The 17,251-nt window shown below is 68.1% G+C and carries 15 protein-coding genes and 1 pseudogene; 6 read left to right on the forward strand and 10 right to left on the reverse strand.

The window, feature by feature from the left end:
* Position 1 precedes the first annotated feature (1 nt).
* Positions 2–4,555, reverse strand: coding sequence for an ATP-dependent helicase (locus BN972_RS03980; RefSeq protein ID WP_036353135.1), 4,554 nt, complete (start codon positions 4,553–4,555; stop codon positions 2–4).
* Between the two features lie 40 nt (positions 4,556–4,595).
* The gene (locus BN972_RS03985) at positions 4,596–5,273 is read right to left on the reverse strand and encodes a TetR/AcrR family transcriptional regulator (RefSeq protein ID WP_036353138.1); all 678 of its coding nucleotides are present in this window, start codon (positions 5,271–5,273) and stop codon (positions 4,596–4,598) included.
* A gap of 173 nt (positions 5,274–5,446) precedes the next feature.
* Here BN972_RS03985 and BN972_RS03990 point away from each other — a divergent pair, with 173 nt between their 5' ends.
* The 4 genes from BN972_RS03990 (at position 5,447) to BN972_RS04005 (ending at position 7,886) form a co-directional block, all read left to right on the forward strand.
* Positions 5,447–5,830 (forward strand): hypothetical protein, encoded by a 384-nt coding sequence (locus BN972_RS03990; protein WP_036353141.1) that lies wholly within the window; start codon positions 5,447–5,449, stop codon positions 5,828–5,830.
* 98 nt (positions 5,831–5,928) lie between these two features.
* The gene (gene usfY / locus BN972_RS03995; protein ID WP_036353143.1) at positions 5,929–6,240 is read left to right on the forward strand and encodes a protein UsfY; all 312 of its coding nucleotides are present in this window, start codon (positions 5,929–5,931) and stop codon (positions 6,238–6,240) included.
* Positions 6,241–6,652: 412 nt separating this feature from the next.
* Positions 6,653–7,090, forward strand: coding sequence for an ATP-binding protein (locus BN972_RS04000; RefSeq protein ID WP_036356472.1), 438 nt, complete (start codon positions 6,653–6,655; stop codon positions 7,088–7,090).
* Positions 7,091–7,097: 7 nt separating this feature from the next.
* Complete coding sequence (locus BN972_RS04005; protein WP_036353146.1) at positions 7,098–7,886, forward strand: RNA polymerase sigma factor SigF; 789 nt, start codon at positions 7,098–7,100, stop codon at positions 7,884–7,886.
* Here BN972_RS04005 and BN972_RS04010 read toward each other — a convergent pair.
* The 8 genes and pseudogenes from BN972_RS04010 to BN972_RS04045 form a co-directional block, all read right to left on the reverse strand.
* Positions 7,857–8,264, reverse strand: a complete 408-nt coding sequence (locus BN972_RS04010; RefSeq protein ID WP_036353149.1) for an STAS domain-containing protein — start codon at positions 8,262–8,264, stop codon at positions 7,857–7,859. The two genes, BN972_RS04005 and BN972_RS04010, sit on opposite strands and share 30 nt — an antisense overlap.
* Before the next feature lie 199 nt (positions 8,265–8,463).
* A complete protein-coding gene (locus BN972_RS04015; protein WP_036353152.1) occupies positions 8,464–10,248 on the reverse strand; it encodes an acetyl/propionyl/methylcrotonyl-CoA carboxylase subunit alpha in 1,785 nt (594 codons plus the stop codon).
* A gap of 107 nt (positions 10,249–10,355) precedes the next feature.
* On the reverse strand, positions 10,356–10,775 hold the full coding sequence (locus BN972_RS04020; protein ID WP_036356474.1) for a SufE family protein: 420 nt from the start codon (positions 10,773–10,775) through the stop codon (positions 10,356–10,358).
* 4 nt (positions 10,776–10,779) lie between these two features.
* Complete coding sequence (locus BN972_RS04025) at positions 10,780–11,673, reverse strand: sulfurtransferase (protein WP_036353155.1); 894 nt, start codon at positions 11,671–11,673, stop codon at positions 10,780–10,782.
* 13 nt (positions 11,674–11,686) lie between these two features.
* Entirely contained in the window at positions 11,687–12,175 is a 489-nt protein-coding gene (locus BN972_RS04030) for a pyridoxamine 5'-phosphate oxidase family protein (RefSeq protein WP_036356477.1), read from the reverse strand.
* Positions 12,176–12,286: 111 nt separating this feature from the next.
* Positions 12,287–12,940 carry a Maf family protein gene (locus tag BN972_RS04035; RefSeq protein ID WP_036353158.1) on the reverse strand — a complete coding sequence of 218 codons (654 nt, stop codon included), beginning with the start codon at positions 12,938–12,940 and terminating at the stop codon, positions 12,287–12,289.
* Positions 12,937–13,152: pseudogene (locus BN972_RS04040) on the reverse strand (acyl-CoA carboxylase subunit epsilon); the annotation flags it as partial. The gene BN972_RS04035 and the pseudogene BN972_RS04040, both read right to left, overlap by 4 nt.
* A 35-nt stretch (positions 13,153–13,187) precedes the next feature.
* Complete coding sequence (locus tag BN972_RS04045) at positions 13,188–14,837, reverse strand: acyl-CoA carboxylase subunit beta (protein ID WP_036353162.1); 1,650 nt, start codon at positions 14,835–14,837, stop codon at positions 13,188–13,190.
* Between the two features lie 73 nt (positions 14,838–14,910).
* Between BN972_RS04045 and BN972_RS04050 the strand changes: the two genes are divergently transcribed.
* A complete protein-coding gene (locus BN972_RS04050) occupies positions 14,911–16,491 on the forward strand; it encodes an FAD-binding protein (protein WP_036353164.1) in 1,581 nt (526 codons plus the stop codon).
* A gap of 157 nt (positions 16,492–16,648) precedes the next feature.
* Positions 16,649–17,251, forward strand: a 603-nt coding sequence (locus BN972_RS04055; protein ID WP_148305386.1) for a PE family protein, incomplete at its 3' end; no start/stop codon positions are given.

Genomic DNA, 17,251 nt, shown 5'->3' on the forward strand with positions numbered 1-17,251 from the left:
CCTACCTCAGTCGCAATCCGCGCGGGGTGCGGGCGAACCCGGCATCGGCCAGCGCCGTGACGACGGTGTCGGGGCCACCGGGCTGCAGCACGGACACGCCGTCGACCCGTTCGACCAGGATCGAGGCGACCCGCCGGGCGGTGACCAGTTCGGCCAGCGCGACGGCCGCCGCGTGACTGGCGTCGGCGTCGTCGGTGAACGTCAGCATCGAGCGCCCGCCGCGCTCTAAAAACCAGGCCAGCTCGCCGTCCACCAGCACCACCAGTGCCCCGGCTTTGCGGCCCGGCCGGGCGCCGACATTGGCGCCCTCGGCCTCGGCGGTGGGCCAGGGCAGCGCCGCGCCATACGGGTTGGCCGGGTCGGCGGCGGCCAGCACCAGCGCGTGGTACTCCGGGCGCTGCGGGTCGACACCGTCGAGGTAGCTGCGCAGCCGGTCGACGGTGGAAGCGACCGCGAACTGTGCGCCGCCCAGCGACTCGACGAAGTACCCACGCTGGCATCGGCCGGCGTCCTCTAATGCGCTTAGCACCTTGTACAGCGTGGCGAACCCGCCGGGCACTCCCTCGGCGGCGACTGCGCCTTTGGTCAGCACACCGTGGCGGTTCAGCAGCAACTCGGCCTGGAAGTGCGCGCGCAGGGTCGAGTCCGGCTCGCCCGCCGGCAGCGCCGACCACCGGCCCGCGACCGTCGGGTCCGAAGCGCGCGCCTGGGCATGCGCGACGCTGTACCGGCTCAGCCGCGGCGGGCGATGGGTGCGGTGCGCCGGCGCCGAACGCTTACGGGCGCCGGACCCACCTCCGAGCAGCGCGCGAACCGGCGCGAACGTGTCCCCGGTGACCCAGCCGGCCCAAACCAGCTCCCACAGCGCGGCTTTGAGCTCGGACTCGGCGTGCCCGCCCTGGGAGAGTTGACGGAAGAAGTACGCGCCACCCCCGGACAGGCTGTCCAGGATCGACCGGTGGGCATCGGTGAAGTCGATCTCGGCGGGCGGGGCCAGCGTCATGGTGACGGAGTCGGCGTGGTGGAACGCAATCCAGCCGTCGCTGCCCGAGATCGACCCGGCGCCCGACCAAGTGACCTCCCCGGTGGCGAGTAACTCGTCGAGCATCGCGGGGGAGTAGTCGCGTACGCGCGGGGCCAGCACGAGGGGTTCCAGCGCCGAGGCCGGTATCCGGACGCCGGCGAGCTGATCGATCACCGAGGCCAGGCCGTCCAGGCCGGAAGCGCGGGAGGAATCCCCCAGCTGATGCCAGGCCGGCAGGAACCGGCCGTAGGCCGCCGTGCTGACGGGTTCGACCTGCGCCCGCAGCGCCGCCAGGGAGCGTCGCCGCAGAATCCGCAGGACGTCGGCGTCGCACCACTGCTCGGCCCCGGTACCGGGCGAGGTGGCGACGAACTCACCGCGCACCAACCGCCCGTCGCTCGCCAGCCGGCCCAGCACGTCAGCGGTCACCCGCAATCCCAAACCGAACCTGGCGGCCGCCTCAGCGGTGGTGAACGGCGTGTGCGTGCGGGCATAGCGACCCAGCAGCTCGCCCAGTGGATCGGCCACCGCCTCGGTGAAGGCGATCGGCAGCCCGACCGGCACCGCCGCGCCCACGCCGTCGCGCAGCCGGCCGATGTCCTCGACGGCAACCCACCAGCTGCGCCCGGCGAACGACACGGTCAAGGCCCGGCGGGCGGCGCGCAACCCTTCCAGCCAGCCGCCCACATCTGTCGCAGTCGCGCGGGCACTCACCTCCTCCTCGGTCAACGGGCCCAGCAACCGCAGCAGATCCGCGACGCCCTCGGCATCGCGGGCCGCCCGGTCTTCCGAGAGGTGCTGCAACTGGCGGCCGGTGCCGGCGATGACGTCTGGGTCGAGCAGTTCGCGCAGCTCGACGCGGCCGAGCAGCTCCGCCAGCAAGGTGCTGTCCAGGGAGAGGGCCGCAGCGCGGCGCTCGGCCAGCGGGACGTCGCCCTCGTACATGAAAGCCCCGACGTAGCCGAACAGCAATGAGGCCGCGAATGGGGACGGCCGGGCGGTCTCGGCTTCGGCGACCCGCACCTTGCGCTGGGCGATCTGCGCCATCAGCCGGGTCAGGGTGGGGACGTCGTAGACGTCCTGCAGGCATTCGCGGATCGTTTCCAGCACGATCGGAAAGTCGGGGTACTTGCGCGCCACCTCCAACAGCTGGGCGGCGCGCTGCCGCTGATGCCACAGCGGTGACCGCTTGCCGGGATGGCGGCGGGGCAGCAGCAGCGCGCGCGCCGCCGACTCCCGGAACCGCGACGCGAACAGGGCCGATTCGCCGACTTCCGCCGTGACGATCGGGTCGATCTCGTCGGGGTCGAAGACGAACAGTTCGGCCCCGGGTGGGTTGTCCTCGCCGGTGGAAAATCCGGTGTCGGGCAGCCGCACCACAATGCCGTCGTCGGATGCGGTCGGCTTCTCGTCGAGGCCGTAGCGTTCGCGCAGCCGCCGGCCGACCGCCAGGGCGAGCGGTCCGTGCACCTGCAGGCCATAGGGTGAGTGCAGGATGACCCGCCAGTCGCCCAGCTCGTCGCGGAACCGCTCGACCAACAGCGTGCTGTCGGTGGGCACCACCCGGGTGGCGTCGCGCTGCTCATCCAGCAGCGTCCACAGGTTGTCCGTCGCATAGTCGTCGAAGCCCCAACTGGCGCAACGCTTTCCGAATGCATCCCGGTCCATCGACGCCAACTCGCCGGTGAGTGCGCCCAGGGCGGCGCCGAGTTCGGCCGGGCGGCCCACGTCGTCGCCGCGCCAGAACGGCAGCCGCGCCGGCTGACCGGGGGCGGGGATCACCAGCACCCGGTCGTGGGTGATCTCGACGATGCGCCAACTCGTGGCGCCCAGCGAGATGACGTCACCCGGGCGGGATTCGTAGACCATCTCCTCGTCCAGTTCGCCGACCCGCGAGGGCTTCTCGGAATCGGTGGCCAGGTAGACGGTGAACAGCCCCCGGTCCGGGATGGCGCCGCCGGAGGTGACGGCCAGCCGCTGTGCCCCGGGACGGGCGGTCAGCGTGCCATTGTCGCGGTCATAGACCAGGCGGGGCCGCAGCTCGGCGAATTCCGTCGACGGGTACTTGCCCGACAGCAAATCCAGGGTGGCCTCGAACACGCTGCGCGGCAGCGTCGCGAAGGGCGCGCTGCGGCGTACGGTGTCGAACCACCGGTCGGCGTCGATCGGCTCGAGGGCGGCCGCGGCCACGGTGTGTTGAGCCAGAATGTCGAGCGGGTTGGCGGGCACCTTCATGGTCTCGATCTGGCCGGTCAGCATGCGCTGCACGCTGACGGCGCAGCCCAGCAGATCGGTGCGGTGCTTGGGGAACAGCACACCCCGCGACACTTCCCCGACCTGATGGCCGGCACGGCCGATCCGCTGCAATCCGCTGGCCACCGACGGTGGTGCCTCGACCTGGATCACCAGATCGACCGCGCCCATGTCGATACCGAGCTCGAGGCTGGACGTGGCGACCACGGCCTTGAGTTGGCCGCTTTTCAGATCTTCTTCGACGATGGCGCGCTGTTCCTTGCTGACCGACCCGTGGTGGGCGCGGGCCAGCACAGTGGGCGCACCGAAGCTTTGTCCGCTGGCCATCACGTACGCCGGCGCCCCACCGGCCACCTCGGCGTTGCCCCCGGTCGGGAGTTCGACGCCGGAGCGTTCGGCGTGAATCTCATTGAGCCGCGCGGTCAACCGCTCGGCCAGCCGCCGCGAGTTGGCGAAGACGATGGTGGAGTTGTGCGACTCGATCAGGTCGACGAGCCGCGCCTCGACGTCGGGCCAGATGGAGTTGTTGGCCAGGTTGGCCATGTCCGGCACCGGCACCTGGACGGACAGCTCGACGGTCTTGGCCGACGGTGGAGCGACGATCGTGGTTGGCGAGTGACCGGACAGGAACCGGGCCAGTTCTTCGGCCGGACGTACCGTGGCCGACAGTCCGATGCGCTGCGCCGGGCGGCCGTCGCGCAACTCGTCCAGGCGTTCCAGCGACAGCGCCAGATGCGCACCGCGCTTGGTGGCGGCGATGGCGTGGATCTCGTCCACGATCACGGTCTGCACGCCGGCCAGGGTCTCGCGAGCGGCGGAGGTCAGCATCAAGAACAGGGACTCAGGAGTGGTGATCAACACGTCCGGCGGCCGGGTGATGAGCTGACGGCGCTCGGCGGGTGGGGTGTCGCCGGACCGGACGCCCACGCTGATGGCGGGCGGGGCCAGACCGCGGGCCTCGGCGAGCCGGGTCAGCCCCGTCAGCGGTGTGCGCAGGTTCCGCTCAACGTCCACCGCGAGCGCCTTGAGCGGGGAGACGTAGAGCACCCGGGTGCCGGCTGGCCGCTCAGCTGCGCTGGCCAGGCTGTCCAGCGCCCACAAGAACGCCGCCAGCGTCTTACCCGAACCGGTAGGCGCGATGACCAGCGTGTTGTCGCCGTTTGCGATGGCCGTCCACGCGGCGTCCTGTGCGGCCGTCGGCGACGCGAAGGTGCTGGTGAACCAGTCGCGGGTGACGGCGCTGAATCGGGACAGGGCTCCAGGCGGGGAAGTGCTCACCTAGCCATCGTGCCAAGAGGCACTGACAAAAACGTTTCCGTCAAACCTGCGGCTTGAAACGGGCGGTCGCCATCGCCTCGGCCAGCTGCGGCGGGATCTCCGGCACCCGGGCTATCGCGTCGAGCAGCGTGTGCGCGCACGCGTCGGCGAGCCGGTCGGCTTCCAGGCTTTGGTCCATGATCCGCTGGCGGCAGATCTCGAAGGTGAAAGCCAGCCAGCCGTGCAGGATCACGCGTAGGTCGCGCTCCACTTCCGGTTCCAGGGCGGCCTGCCCGGGGATGCCGCCGACGACCTCGCCGATGCGCGTCATCACGTGTTCCATCTGGCGGTTCTTGGCTTCGTCATCGATGCCCAGCAGGACCGGGTCGGACCGGCCGAGCCCGACGTAGGCCGCCCACGCCGCCTCCGGGTTCTGTTCGTGGTAGGCCATGTAGGCCAGCACGCCGGTCCGGATTTCCTCGAACATCGTCATGCCCGGGGCCGGCTGGGTATTGGTCGCGGCGTACAGCCGGTCCGCCTCGTCCTTGACGACAGCGGCGAAGAACGCACGCTTGTCCGGGAAATAGTGATACATCAGGGCACGCGACACCCCGGCGCGCTCGGCGATCTCGTCGATCCGCACTTCGTCGTAGGGTCGTTTGCCGAAGACTTCCGCCCCCAGCGCGAGGAGTTCAGCGCGTCGATCCTCGGGGGATAACCGCCTCCTGGCTGTCGCCATAAGCAGAGATAGTACCTACGGCGAATAAGCGCTTCGGTACAACGGAGCAATCTCCCCGGCGCCGGTGCCTGCGCCGTCCGCGGTTGTGAGCTGTGCCGCATGCGTTTGTCGTGCCTGATCAGCGGGTATTGCAACCTTCAGTTGTTGGGCGCAGGAATTATTGAGGTGCTCCGATGCAGAAGGCGCATGAAGGATTGCGTGGCGATCGCCTGGGGCAGGCGGACAGCGAGGTGCATGCCGCGGTCCGGTTCGCCGTGCTCGCCGCCGCTGCTGGGGTGGGGTTTCTGGTCCTGGCCGCGCTATGGGTGAGCACTTGCCCCGGGGTGAGTGTCGACACGGTTGCGTGTGGCGTGCCAGAGCGTGCCACCCTGGCTGTGGTCGGGCCGTTGATTCTGCTGGCCGCCGGAATCTGGGCATTTCTGCGGACCTACCGGGTATGGCGCGAGCACGGCGTCTGGTGGGCCTGGCATGGAGCCGGTTGGTTCCTGCTGACCCTGATGGCGTTGACGCTTTCACTCGGTGTCGCGCCGGTTTCCGGACCGGTACTCGCCCTCTAAACAAATGTGATCTGGCTCTCCCTAAGAGGTGCCTGGAGTTCTACCGTTGGTGGTAATGCCTGGTAATGGCAGACGCGCAGCGAACTACAGGAGGAGCCATGGGGGACACCTTTCGTGACCCCGTCGACCATTTGCGGACGACGCGGCCACTTGCCGGCGAATCGCTTATCGACGTCCTGCACTGGCCCGGTTACCTCTTGGTCGTGGCCGGGGTGATCGGGGGCGTGGCGTCCCTGGCCGCCTTCGGCAGCGGCCACTACTCCGAGGGGATGACGGCCGGCATGATCGCCGTCGTCCTCACCGTCTGCGGTCTGGTATGGCTCGCCATCGAACACCGGCGGATTCGCCGGATCGCCGACCGCTGGTACGCCGAGCACCCCGAAGTGCGGCGGCAACGACTCGCCAGCTGAGGGAGCCGCCAACGCGCTGCGGCAGCTGCGCGCCCCCGTCGGAAATGTGAGCAATTCTGGGTTTTACGCTCTCCGGCGATGGGAATCAGGTGTACACCATGATGAGTACCGGCAGTCTTCCGTCAGCGTGGTTACCCCATCATGGGGGACGAAAGCACGACAGCAACCACATAGACACTTACTGCAACCACGAGGATCACGACCGAAATCACCCCGGCGCTCACGGCGAGCGGCGCGATGCGGCCCGCCCGGGCTGTGTCGGTTACGTCCGCCTGGCCGACAGCTGGTTGAATACCCGGTGGCGATCATGACCAACCGGCTCGACCCCGTGGTCCAGAGCGGAGCACAAGCCGGCTCCGCGGACCGGACCCAGGCCAGGGGTGGCGTCGGTCGAATATTGCCGGGAGGCCACATGACCGATGCGGATCAGCGCACTGACGGGCGCCAACGCGGATACCGCGCCGTCGAATTGACTGTCGCTGCACGCCTGGAAAACCTGGCGATGCTGCGCACCCTGGTCGGTGCCATCGGCACCTTCGAAGACCTGGACTTCGACGCCGTTGCGGATCTGCGGCTGGCGGTCGACGAGGTGTGCACTCGCCTGATCCGCTCCGCCACCCCCGGCGCCAAACTGACCCTGGTGGTCGACCCGCGAGAGGACGAACTCGTGGTCGAAGCCTCCGCCGCCTGCGACACACACGATGTCGTGGCGCCGGGCAGCTTCAGTTGGCATGTCCTGACCTCCCTGGCCGATGACGTCCAGACCTTCCACGACGGCCGCCAGCCTGATGCAACGGGAAGTGTCTTCGGCATCTCGTTGACAGCGCGACGGGCGGCCCCCAGTAAGTGACGGCCAGTTGACTGAGCAAACTGCCGGCGGTTCCAACACGCGACCTAATGAATACGCCGATGTCCCGGAGATGTTCCGTGAGCTGACAGCTTTCGCTGCCGGCTCGCCGGAATTTCAGCGGCACCAAGACAAGATCGTCGAACGGTGCCTGCCGCTCGCGGATCACATCGCGCGCCGATTCGAGGGTCGCGGCGAACCGCGCGACGACCTCATTCAGGTCGCGCGGGTGGGATTGGTTAATGCCGTCGTCCGCTTCGACGTCGAGACCGGTTCGGACTTCGTCTCTTTCGCGGTGCCCACCATCATGGGTGAGGTTCGGCGCCACTTCCGCGACAACAGCTGGTCGGTCAAGGTTCCCCGGCGGCTCAAGGAGCTGCACCTGCGGCTGGGCACCGCGACAGCGGAGTTGTCGCAGCGGTTGGGCCGGGCGCCCACGGCGACCGAACTCGCCGCGGAGCTGGGCATGGACCGGGCCGAAGTGGTCGAGGGTCTGGTCGCGGGTAGTTCCTACAACACCCTGTCCATCGACAGCGGCGGTGGCAACGAAGACGACGACGCCCGCGCCATTGCCGACACCCTTGGTGACGTTGACGCGGGACTGGACCGTATCGAGAACCGCGAGGCGCTACGTCCGTTGCTCGAGGCGCTCCCGGAACGGGAGCGAATGGTGTTGGTACTCAGGTTCTTCGAGTCGATGACCCAGACGCAGATCGCCGAGCGGGTGGGCATCTCGCAGATGCACGTTTCCCGGCTGCTGGCGAAGTCGCTAGCCCGACTTCGGGACCAGCTGGAGTGACGCTGCTTCGTCGGGATCGGGCGCTGTTGCCGATTCCGCGACCGGCAGCACGCCGTCCGGGTCGCAGAGGCGCAGCAGTCGCGCGACGGCGCGGCTGGGCCGCATCGCCCAGCGCACGTCGGCTGCCGAGCAGGCCACATTGATCCGGTGCAATGCCGAAAATCCTGCGGTGCCAATGAAGGTCACGCCGGTCAGGTCTAGGGTCAGCCAGCGCTGATCCTTGACGCAGCGGGCGACGTACTCAGCGAATTGGTCGGCGTTGGCGGCGTCAAGCTCGCCTTCGGCGGCCACGACACCGTTTGCAGCTGCCCAGCGGGCTTTGAATTCCGGGGGTGGGGCTTTGGCCCATGGCTGTGTCACAGACATTGTGAATCCCATCAGTCGACGATCATTCGAGCTGCGGATCACATCGAGTGTGCGAAAAGCCGTGTTTGAATGGCGATCCGGAAAGACCTGCGGAGGGAATTCACCCGCGACCCTGACGCACGTACAGGACGTAATTTCCAGGTGGCTGTGAACTCAACCTGTCACGAACCCTACCCTCGGCGGGCAAGGGGCGCCAGGTTTGAGTTCAGGGTCACTTGATTTCGGCGAGCACCGTGCCCTGCGTAATAGCGGCGCCGGGCTCGACGGCCAGGCCGGTGATGGTGCCGTCCTTGTGCGCGGTGACTGGGTTCTCCATCTTCATCGCCTCAAGAACCACCACCAGGTCACCGGTGGAAACCTGCTGACCTTCCTCGACGGCGACCTTAACGACGGTTCCCTGCATCGGAGCGGTCACCGCGTCACCCGAGGCGGTCGCTCCCGAATGCGCACCGCGCTTGCGCGGCTTGGGCTTGCGCCGCACCACACCGACCGCGTCGGGCGCACCGGTGGACAACGCCAGGTCGCCGGGCAGCGAGACCTCGAGCCGTCGGCCGTTGACCTCGACGACGACGGTCTGCCGTGGGCGGGATTCCTCTTCGTCGATGGGCTCGCCACCGGTGAACGGTTCGACGGTGTTGTCCCACTCGGTCTCGATCCAGCGGGTGTGCACGCTGAACCCGTCATCGTCGCCGATGAACGCCGGATCCGAGACCACCGCGCGGTGGAACGGAATGACGGTGGCCAGGCCCTCGACCTGGAACTCGTCCAGCGCGCGGCGCGCCCGGGCGAGTGCCTCGGTGCGGTCGGCGCCGTAGACGATCAGCTTGGCCAGCATCGAGTCGAACTGCCCACCGATCACCGAGCCGGTCTCGACACCGGAGTCCAACCGCACGCCCGGCCCGCTGGGTGGCGTGAACTTGGTCACCGGGCCGGGCGCGGGCAGGAAGCCGCGGCCGGCGTCCTCGCCGTTGATGCGGAACTCGATGGCGTGCCCGCGCGGCGTCGGGTCCTCCGTGATGTCCAGCTTCTCGCCGTTGGCGATTTTGAACTGCTGCAACACCAGGTCTATCCCAGCCGTCTCCTCGGTGACGGGGTGCTCCACCTGCAGCCGGGTATTGACCTCCAGGAACGAGATGAGCCCGTCCTGGCCGACCAGGTATTCGACGGTGCCGGCGCCGTAGTAATGGGCCTCTTTGCAGATCCGCTTGGCCGACTCGTGGATCTCTTTGCGCTGAGCGTCGGTCAAAAACGGTGCCGGCGCCTCCTCGACGAGCTTTTGGAAGCGGCGCTGCAGCGAGCAGTCGCGGGTTCCGGCAACCACGACGTTGCCGTGCTGGTCGGCGATCACCTGGGCTTCGACGTGACGCGGCTTGTCCAGGTAGCGCTCGACGAAGCACTCGCCGCGGCCGAAAGCGGCGACGGCCTCCCGGGTGGCCGACTCGAACAGCTCGGGGATCTCCTCGAGCGTGCGGGCCACCTTCATGCCGCGGCCGCCGCCACCGAACGCCGCCTTGATCGCGATAGGCACGCCATATTCCTTGGCGAACGCGACCACCTCGTCGGCGTCCTTCACTGGATCGGGTGTGCCCGGCACCAGCGGGGCCTGCGCCCGCGCGGCGATGTGACGGGCGGTGACCTTGTCACCCAGGTCGCGGATGGACTGCGGGCTGGGCCCGATCCAGATCAGCCCGGCATCGAGCACCGCCTGCGCGAAATCGGCGTTCTCCGACAGGAAGCCGTAACCGGGGTGGACGGCGTTAGCGCCGGACTTGGCGGCCGCGTCGAGCAGCTTCTCGAAGTCCAGGTAGGACTCGGCCGACGTCTGGCCGCCCAGCGCGAACGCCTCATCGGCGAGCCGCACGTGTGGCGCGTCGGCGTCGGGCTCGGCATACACGGCCACGCTGGCCAGCCCCGCGTCCCGCGCGGCCCGGATCACCCGCACTGCAATCTCACCGCGATTAGCGACGAGAACCTTCGAGATCCTCGAGTTGGGCACCTGCGCCTCCTGTATGGCCGGACGTCATCGTCTTTAAGAGAATTTCTTACAAGTCTGTCGGGGGAAGTTTATGCGCCACGCCGTCGGCCCGGTCAGGCGGTTCCCCCTTAGGCGCCTTCGCGCAGGCGACGCTTGATTCGCGCCAGCATGGCCGACATGCCGCGCAACCGTAAGGGGCTGATCAACGCTCCCAGGCCCAACTCCGTGTAGAAATCCTCGGGCACTGCCAGAATCGCCGCGGCCGGTTGCTGGTCCAGTCCTGCCGCCAGGATCGAGGCGAACCCGCGGGTGGTCGGCGCCTCGGCCGGCGCGCTGAAGTGCAGCCGCACCCGGTCGGGATCGCTGGCGTCGACGTGCAGGAAAAGCGGTGACTGGCATTCCGGCACCGGTTCCATGGCGGCCTCGGCCAAGTCGGGCGGCAGCGCCGGAAGGTCGTTGGCGAACTCCAGCAAGAGCTGCAGCTTGTCCTGGCCCTGGACCTCGGCGAAGTCGGACACCACCTCGGCCAGCGGCGCGGGCATGCTCATCGGTTCATCGCCCTGGTACTTCACCTGGCTCAACACCGGCGACAATCGGCACCCGCACGGTGTTGCCCCACTCCGTCCACGAGCCGTCGTAGTTGCGCACTCCCGGCTTGCCCAGCAGGTGGGTGAGCACGAACCAGGTGTGGCTGGACCGCTCGCCGATGCGGCAGTAAACGATGGTCTTGTCGTCCGGCTTGACGAAGTCGTAGAGCTGTTCCAACTCTTCGCGGCTGCGGAACCGGCCGTTCTCGTCGGCGGCCTTGCCCCACGGGATGGACCGTGCGGTGGGGATGTGGCCGCCGCGCAGCGCCCCCTCCTCGGGGTAGTCGGGCATGTGGGTGCGTTTGCCGGTGTACTCGTCGGGCGAGCGCACGTCGATCAGCGGCTGACTGCCCAGCGACGCGAGCACGTCGTCCTTGAACGCCCGGATGGGTGCGTCGTTGCGTTCCACGACGGGGTAACCGGTAGAGGTCTTGGTCGGGACGTCGAGAGTGGTGTCGCGACGCTCGGAGAGCCACAGGTCCCGTCCGCCGTTGAGCAAGCGGACGTCGGGGTGCCCGAACAGGGTGAACACCCAGAGCGCATAGGCCGCCCACCAGTTGCTCTTGTCGCCGTAGATCACCACGGTGTCGTCGCGGGAAATGCCTTTGCTGTCCATCAGTGCGGCGAACTGTTCGCCGTCGATGTAGTCGCGCACGCGTGGGTCGTTCAGGTCGGTGTGCCAGTCGATCTTGACGGCTCCCGGGATGTGACCGACGTCGTAGAGCAGCACGTCCTCGTCCGACTCGACGATGGCCAGGCCGGGCGCTCCGATATGGGCGGACAACCAGTCGGCCGTAACGAGCCGTTCGGGGTGGGCGTAGCCCGAGAGAGTGGGACTTGGATCTGGGGGTAGCGGCACGCCTAAAGCCTACTCAGTGCTTGCGCACCACCCGCTCCGGCTGTCCTGGCTTCCAGACCGTGATGTCGAGGTGGTCGTCGTGCACTTCGACCGCTGACGCGCCGGTGATGTCGACGCCGATGAGGTCGAACTCCTGCTCGCGCAGATCGAGCCCGATCTCGTCGAACAGCGCCGCGGCGAAGCGTCGGTGCAACTCGTCGTAGGGGACCACATACGCCCGGCCCCACAGCTTCGCGTCACCTTCGGATACCGCGGTGTCAACGGTCGCGGTGTGCAGACACAAGCGCGGGTCTCGTTGCAGGTCACGGTATTTGGTGGTGTCCGGCATGCCGGAGATCCAGAGCTGGTCTTCGAAGATGCGTGGCTCCATCGGGCTGATCCGCGGAAATCCGTCCGACCGCAGGGTGGCTAGCATGCACAGATTGCCCGCGGCGCGGTGCCGTCGCTGAAAAATCTCCGCGATGTGTGGCGCGGCGTCGGCGAATTCGGCCCAGGTGATCACTTCACTCACTTTCGCGTGGCTTTGCGTGGCGCCGCGGGGCGTCGAGCGTGAGCCTGCGGTACCTGATCGCGACGATATTGCTGCATAAGCCTCACGTTCGGCGCCTTTCCATCATGCCGATACACCGTTGCCGGCCCATAAGGCCGCCACCGACAGCCCGCAGCCGGCCAACAATGCGCGCAGCAGCGGCAGGCTCACCCCAATCACCGTCGACGGGTCACCGTCCACACCGTCGACGAACCAGCCGCCGAGACCGTCCAGGGTGAACGCCCCCGCGACGCCCAGCGGTTCGCCGCTGGCCAGATACGCCTCGAGATCATAGTGCGACGGCTGGCCGAAACGGACCGTGGTGATCGACGTTTGCGCGGCCAGGTGCTCGACGCGGTGGTCGCGGACCCGGATCAGACAGTGCCCGGTGTGCAGGTTGCCGGACCGGCCGGCCATCGACTGCCATTGCTGCCGCGCCGCATCGATCGAGCCGGGCTTGCCACACAGGCCGCCGTCCAGGTACAGCATCGAGTCACAGCCCAGCACAACGCAATCGGTGGTGACATCGGAGCCACGTTCGATCAGCGTGGCCGTCACCTGTTCGGCCTTTGCGCGGGCCAGGGCGCGCACCACCTCATCGGGCGCAGTGTCCGACCCCAGCGCGGCGATCAGTTCGTCTTCGTCGACGCCGGACACCAACACCAGCGGGTCCACGCCGGCCTGGCGGAGCACGGTGAGTCGACCGGAGGAGGCCGACCCAAGCACCAGCCGGGTCATCGACGCATGTGCACCATTTCCTGCAGGGTGATGCGTTGCCAGCTGTAGACGGGATAGCGCAGCTTGTCTACCGGCAGCCCCCAGCGGGCGGGCTCGGGCGGGGGCGGCGCGGTCCCGCCGCCGATCGTGCCGAGGACGGCGATCAGCGCACCGAGTTCCTCGACAGTCGGCTCACCCTTGAGGATCTGGATGTGCGGGTCATGCGGCTGTGGCGCCGCGGCGCTTTCGCTCGGTTCGCTGAGATCGGTCACAGCGGAATGTTCCCATGCTTCTTGGGGGGCAACTGCGCGATCTTGCGTTCCAGCAACCGCAGCGCCGTACCGATGTACCCACGGGTGTGGGATGGCGGGATCACCGCGTCGACGTATCCGCGCTCGGCCGCGATGTACGGGTTGACCAGTGTGTCCTCGTACTCCTGCTGCAGCTGCAGGCGAAGCGCCTCGACATCCTCGCCCGCCTGGGCCGCCTCCTTGAGCTTCTGCCGGTAGACGAAGCCAACTGCCCCGGAGGCGCCCATCACCGCGATCTGGGCGGTGGGCCAGGCCAGGTTGACGTCGCAGCCCATGTCCTTGGAGCCCATGACGCAGTACGCGCCGCCATACGCCTTGCGGGTGATCACGGTGATCTTCGGCACGGTGGCCTCGCCGTAGGCGTAGAGCAGCTTGGCGCCGCGGCGGATGATGCCGTTGTATTCCTGGCCGGTGCCGGGCAGGAAGCCCGGAACGTCGACAAGCATCACGATGGGGATGTTGAAGCAGTCGCAGGTCCGCACGAACCGGGCCGCCTTCTCCGAGGCGTTGATGTCCAGGCAGCCGGCGAAGTGCGTCGGTTGGTTGGCGACGATGCCCACCGGGCGGCCATCGATGCGGCCGAACCCGACGACGATGTTCTGCGCGTAGCCCGCCTGGATTTCCAGGAACTCGTCGTCATCGAGGATGCGGGTGATCACCTCGTGCATGTCGTAGGGCTGGTTGGGCGAATCCGGGATCAACGTGTCCAGCTCGAGGTCTTCGTCGGTCAGGTTGTCCTCGATGGCCCCGACCGGCAGCGGGGCCGGTTCGCGCGGCGGGTCGGTGGCGTTGTTGGGCGGCAGGTAGCTGAGCAGCTCTCGCACGTATTCGAACGCGTCCTGTTCACCGGAGGCGACGTAGTGCAGCGTCCCCGACTTGGCCATGTGGGTGTGGGCGCCGCCCAGTTCCTCCATGGTGACGTCCTCGCCCGTGACGGTCTTGATGACGTCGGGTCCGGTGATGAACATCTGACTGGTCTGATCGACCATGATCACGAAGTCGGTGAGGGCGGGGGAGTAGACGTGCCCGCCGGCCGCGGCGCCCATGATCAGCGAGATCTGCGGGATGACGCCGGACGCCAGGATGTTGTTGCGGAAGATCCGGCTGTACAGGCCGAGCGAGACCACGCCTTCCTGAATACGGGCTCCGGCGCCGTCGTTGATGCCGATCAGCGGCCGGCCCGTCTTGATCGCCAGTTCCTGCACCTTGACGATTTTCTCGCCGTACACCTCGCCGAGGCTCCCGCCGAACACGGTGGCGTCCTGGCTGAAGATGCACACGTCGCGACCGTCGATGGTGCCGTAACCGGTGACGACGCCGTCGCCGACCGGACGGTTCTTCTCCAGCCCGAAGTTGGTGCTGCGGTGCTTGGCCAGCGCGTCGAGCTCGACGAATGAATCCTCGTCCAGCAGCGCGGTGATGCGCTCTCGGGCCGTCAGCTTGCCCTTGGCGTGGACCTTTTCTACGGCGGCCTCACCGACCGGGTGCAGCGACTCCTCCCGGCGCTTGTGCAGCTCCGCCAGCTTGCCCGCGGTCGTGTGGATGTCGATCGTGTGCTCGCTGGAACGCTCTGCGGAATGGGCCGAGCGGTCGGTAACGCTTGTCATGGGACTCGATGTTATCGGCAACCCCACCGGACCCTTCGGAGGCCCTTAATCAGTCCTTAAGTAGTCTCCGCTGATGGGCGTCCGTCTGCCGGTGGAGTGGACCGAAGAACACGACGTGCTGGTCGCCGGTTCCGGCGGCGGAGGGGTGACCGGCGCCTATACCGCGGCCCGGGAGGGCCTGGATGTGCTGCTCGTCGAAGCGACCGACAAGTTCGGCGGCACGACCGCGTATTCGGGCGGCGGCGGGGTGTGGTTTCCGTGCAACCCGGTGTTGCAGCGTGCCGCCGGCCCCGGCGTCTTCGATGACACCATCGAGGACGCGCTGACCTACTACCACGCCGTGGTCGGCGACCGCACTCCCCGCGAAATCCAGGAAACCTACGTCCGCGGCGGCGCCCCGCTGGTCGAGTATCTCGAACAGGATCCTGACATCAAGTTCGTGCCGTTGCCGTGGCCGGACTACTACGGCAAGGCGCCCAAGGCTCGCTTGGACGGTCGACGGCATATAGCGGCGAAGCCGCTCAAAGTTGCGGCCGCGCCGGAGCTGCGGGACGCGATCCGCGGGCCGCTGGACACCGACCGGCTCGGCGTTCCCACCCCGCCCGACTACTACATCGGCGGTCGCGCCTTGATCGCGCGCTTCCTCAAAGCCATTTCCCAGTACCCGAACGCCACGCTGCGGCGCGACACGGCGCTGGTCGATCTCGTGGTCGATGACGGCAAGGTGGTGGGCGCCGTCGTCGAGAACGCGGGCCGGCGCGCCGCGATCCGCACCCGACGGGGTGTCCTGCTGGCGGCCGGCGGCTTCGAACGCAACGAAGACCTGCGCCGCCGGTACGGCGTGCCGGGCGTGGCCCGGGACACGATGGGTGGTCCCGGCAGCCGCGGCCTGGCGCTGGAGGCGGGCATCGCGGCAGGTGCCGACACCGACCTGCTGGACCAGGCGTGGTGGTCACCCGGCATGACCCACCCCGACGGCCGCTCGGCGTTCGCGCTGTGGTTCACCGGCGGCATCTTCGTCAACCAGGACGGCAACCGGTTCGTCAACGAGTCACGGGCCTATGACCGGGCCGGTCGCGAGATCATCGCCCAGTTACAGGACGGCTCGCTGACCCTGCCGTACTGGATGATCTACGACGACCGGGAGGGCGAGGTCCCGCCGGTCAAGGCCGCCAACGTGTCCATCGTCGAAACACAGAAGTATGTCGACGCCGGGTTGTGGCACACCGCCGGCACCCTCGAGGAACTGGCCGCCAAGATCGGGGTGCCGCCCGATGCGCTGGTGGCCGCGGTCGCCCGGTTCAACGGCTTCGCCGCCACGGGCGTCGACGAAGACTTCGGCCGCGGCGACGAGGCGTTTGACCGCGCGTTCTCCGGCGGCGCCTCGCCGCTGGTGCCCATCGACCGGCCGCCGTACCATGCCGCCGCCTTCGGCATCTCGGACCTGGGCACCAAGGGCGGCTTGCGCACCGATGCCGCCGCCCGGGTGCTGGACCGGTCGGGCAATCCAATCCCCGGCCTGTACGCGGCCGGTAACACCATGGCGGCGCCCAGCGGCACGGCGTATCCGGGCGGGGGCAACCCGATCGGTACCAGCATGCTGTTCAGTCATCTCGCGGTGCGGCACATGCTCGCCGACGCACAACATCGCTGACGACGCCAACGATTGCCGCGGACGCGTCAGCCCGCCGATGAAATTTCCAATGCTTTCGCCCAAACGCCGAACGTAGCGTCCACGCCTGGCTACTGTCATTGCGGACGCCGGGCCGCGATGTGGTGACCGGGCCGACGGGGTTATCGGAGGTTGCGCAATGGCTTTCGTCTACGCGGTGCCGGAAGCGGCATTGGCGGCAGCAAATGATCTGGCGGCGCTCGGTTCGTCGATCGCTGCGGCTCGAACGGCAGCCACGATTCCGACCACGGCGATAGTTGCTGCCGCCGAGGACGAAGTGTCGGCGGCGATCGCGGCACTCTTCGGGGCTCACGGGCAGACTTACCAGGCACTGAGCGCCCAAGCCGCAGAGTTCCACGAACGGTTCGTCCAGTCGCTGGCCGTCGGCATGGGCGAATATGCCGCCGCCGAGGCGGCCAATGTCCAGCAGAACCTGCTCAATGCGGTCAACGCGCCGTTCCGGTCACTGCTGGGCCGCCCACTGATCGGCAATGGGGCTGACGGGCTTGCCGGTACCGGACAGGCGGGCGAGGCCGGCGGACTGCTGTTCGGCAACGGCGGCGCGGGTGGGTCCGGCAAAGCGGGCCAAGCGGGTGGTGCCGGCGGTTCCGCCGGACTCTTCGGTAACGGCGGCAGGGGTGGTGCCGGCGGCAGCGGCACCACGGCAGGTGGCGCTGGCGGCAACGGCGGTTGGCTTTGGGGCGATGGAGGTGCCGGAGGTAGCGGCGGCACCGTCATCGCT

It is taken from the genome of Mycobacterium asiaticum DSM 44297 (genome assembly GCF_000613245.1).
Lineage (GTDB): Bacteria > Actinomycetota > Actinomycetes > Mycobacteriales > Mycobacteriaceae > Mycobacterium > Mycobacterium asiaticum.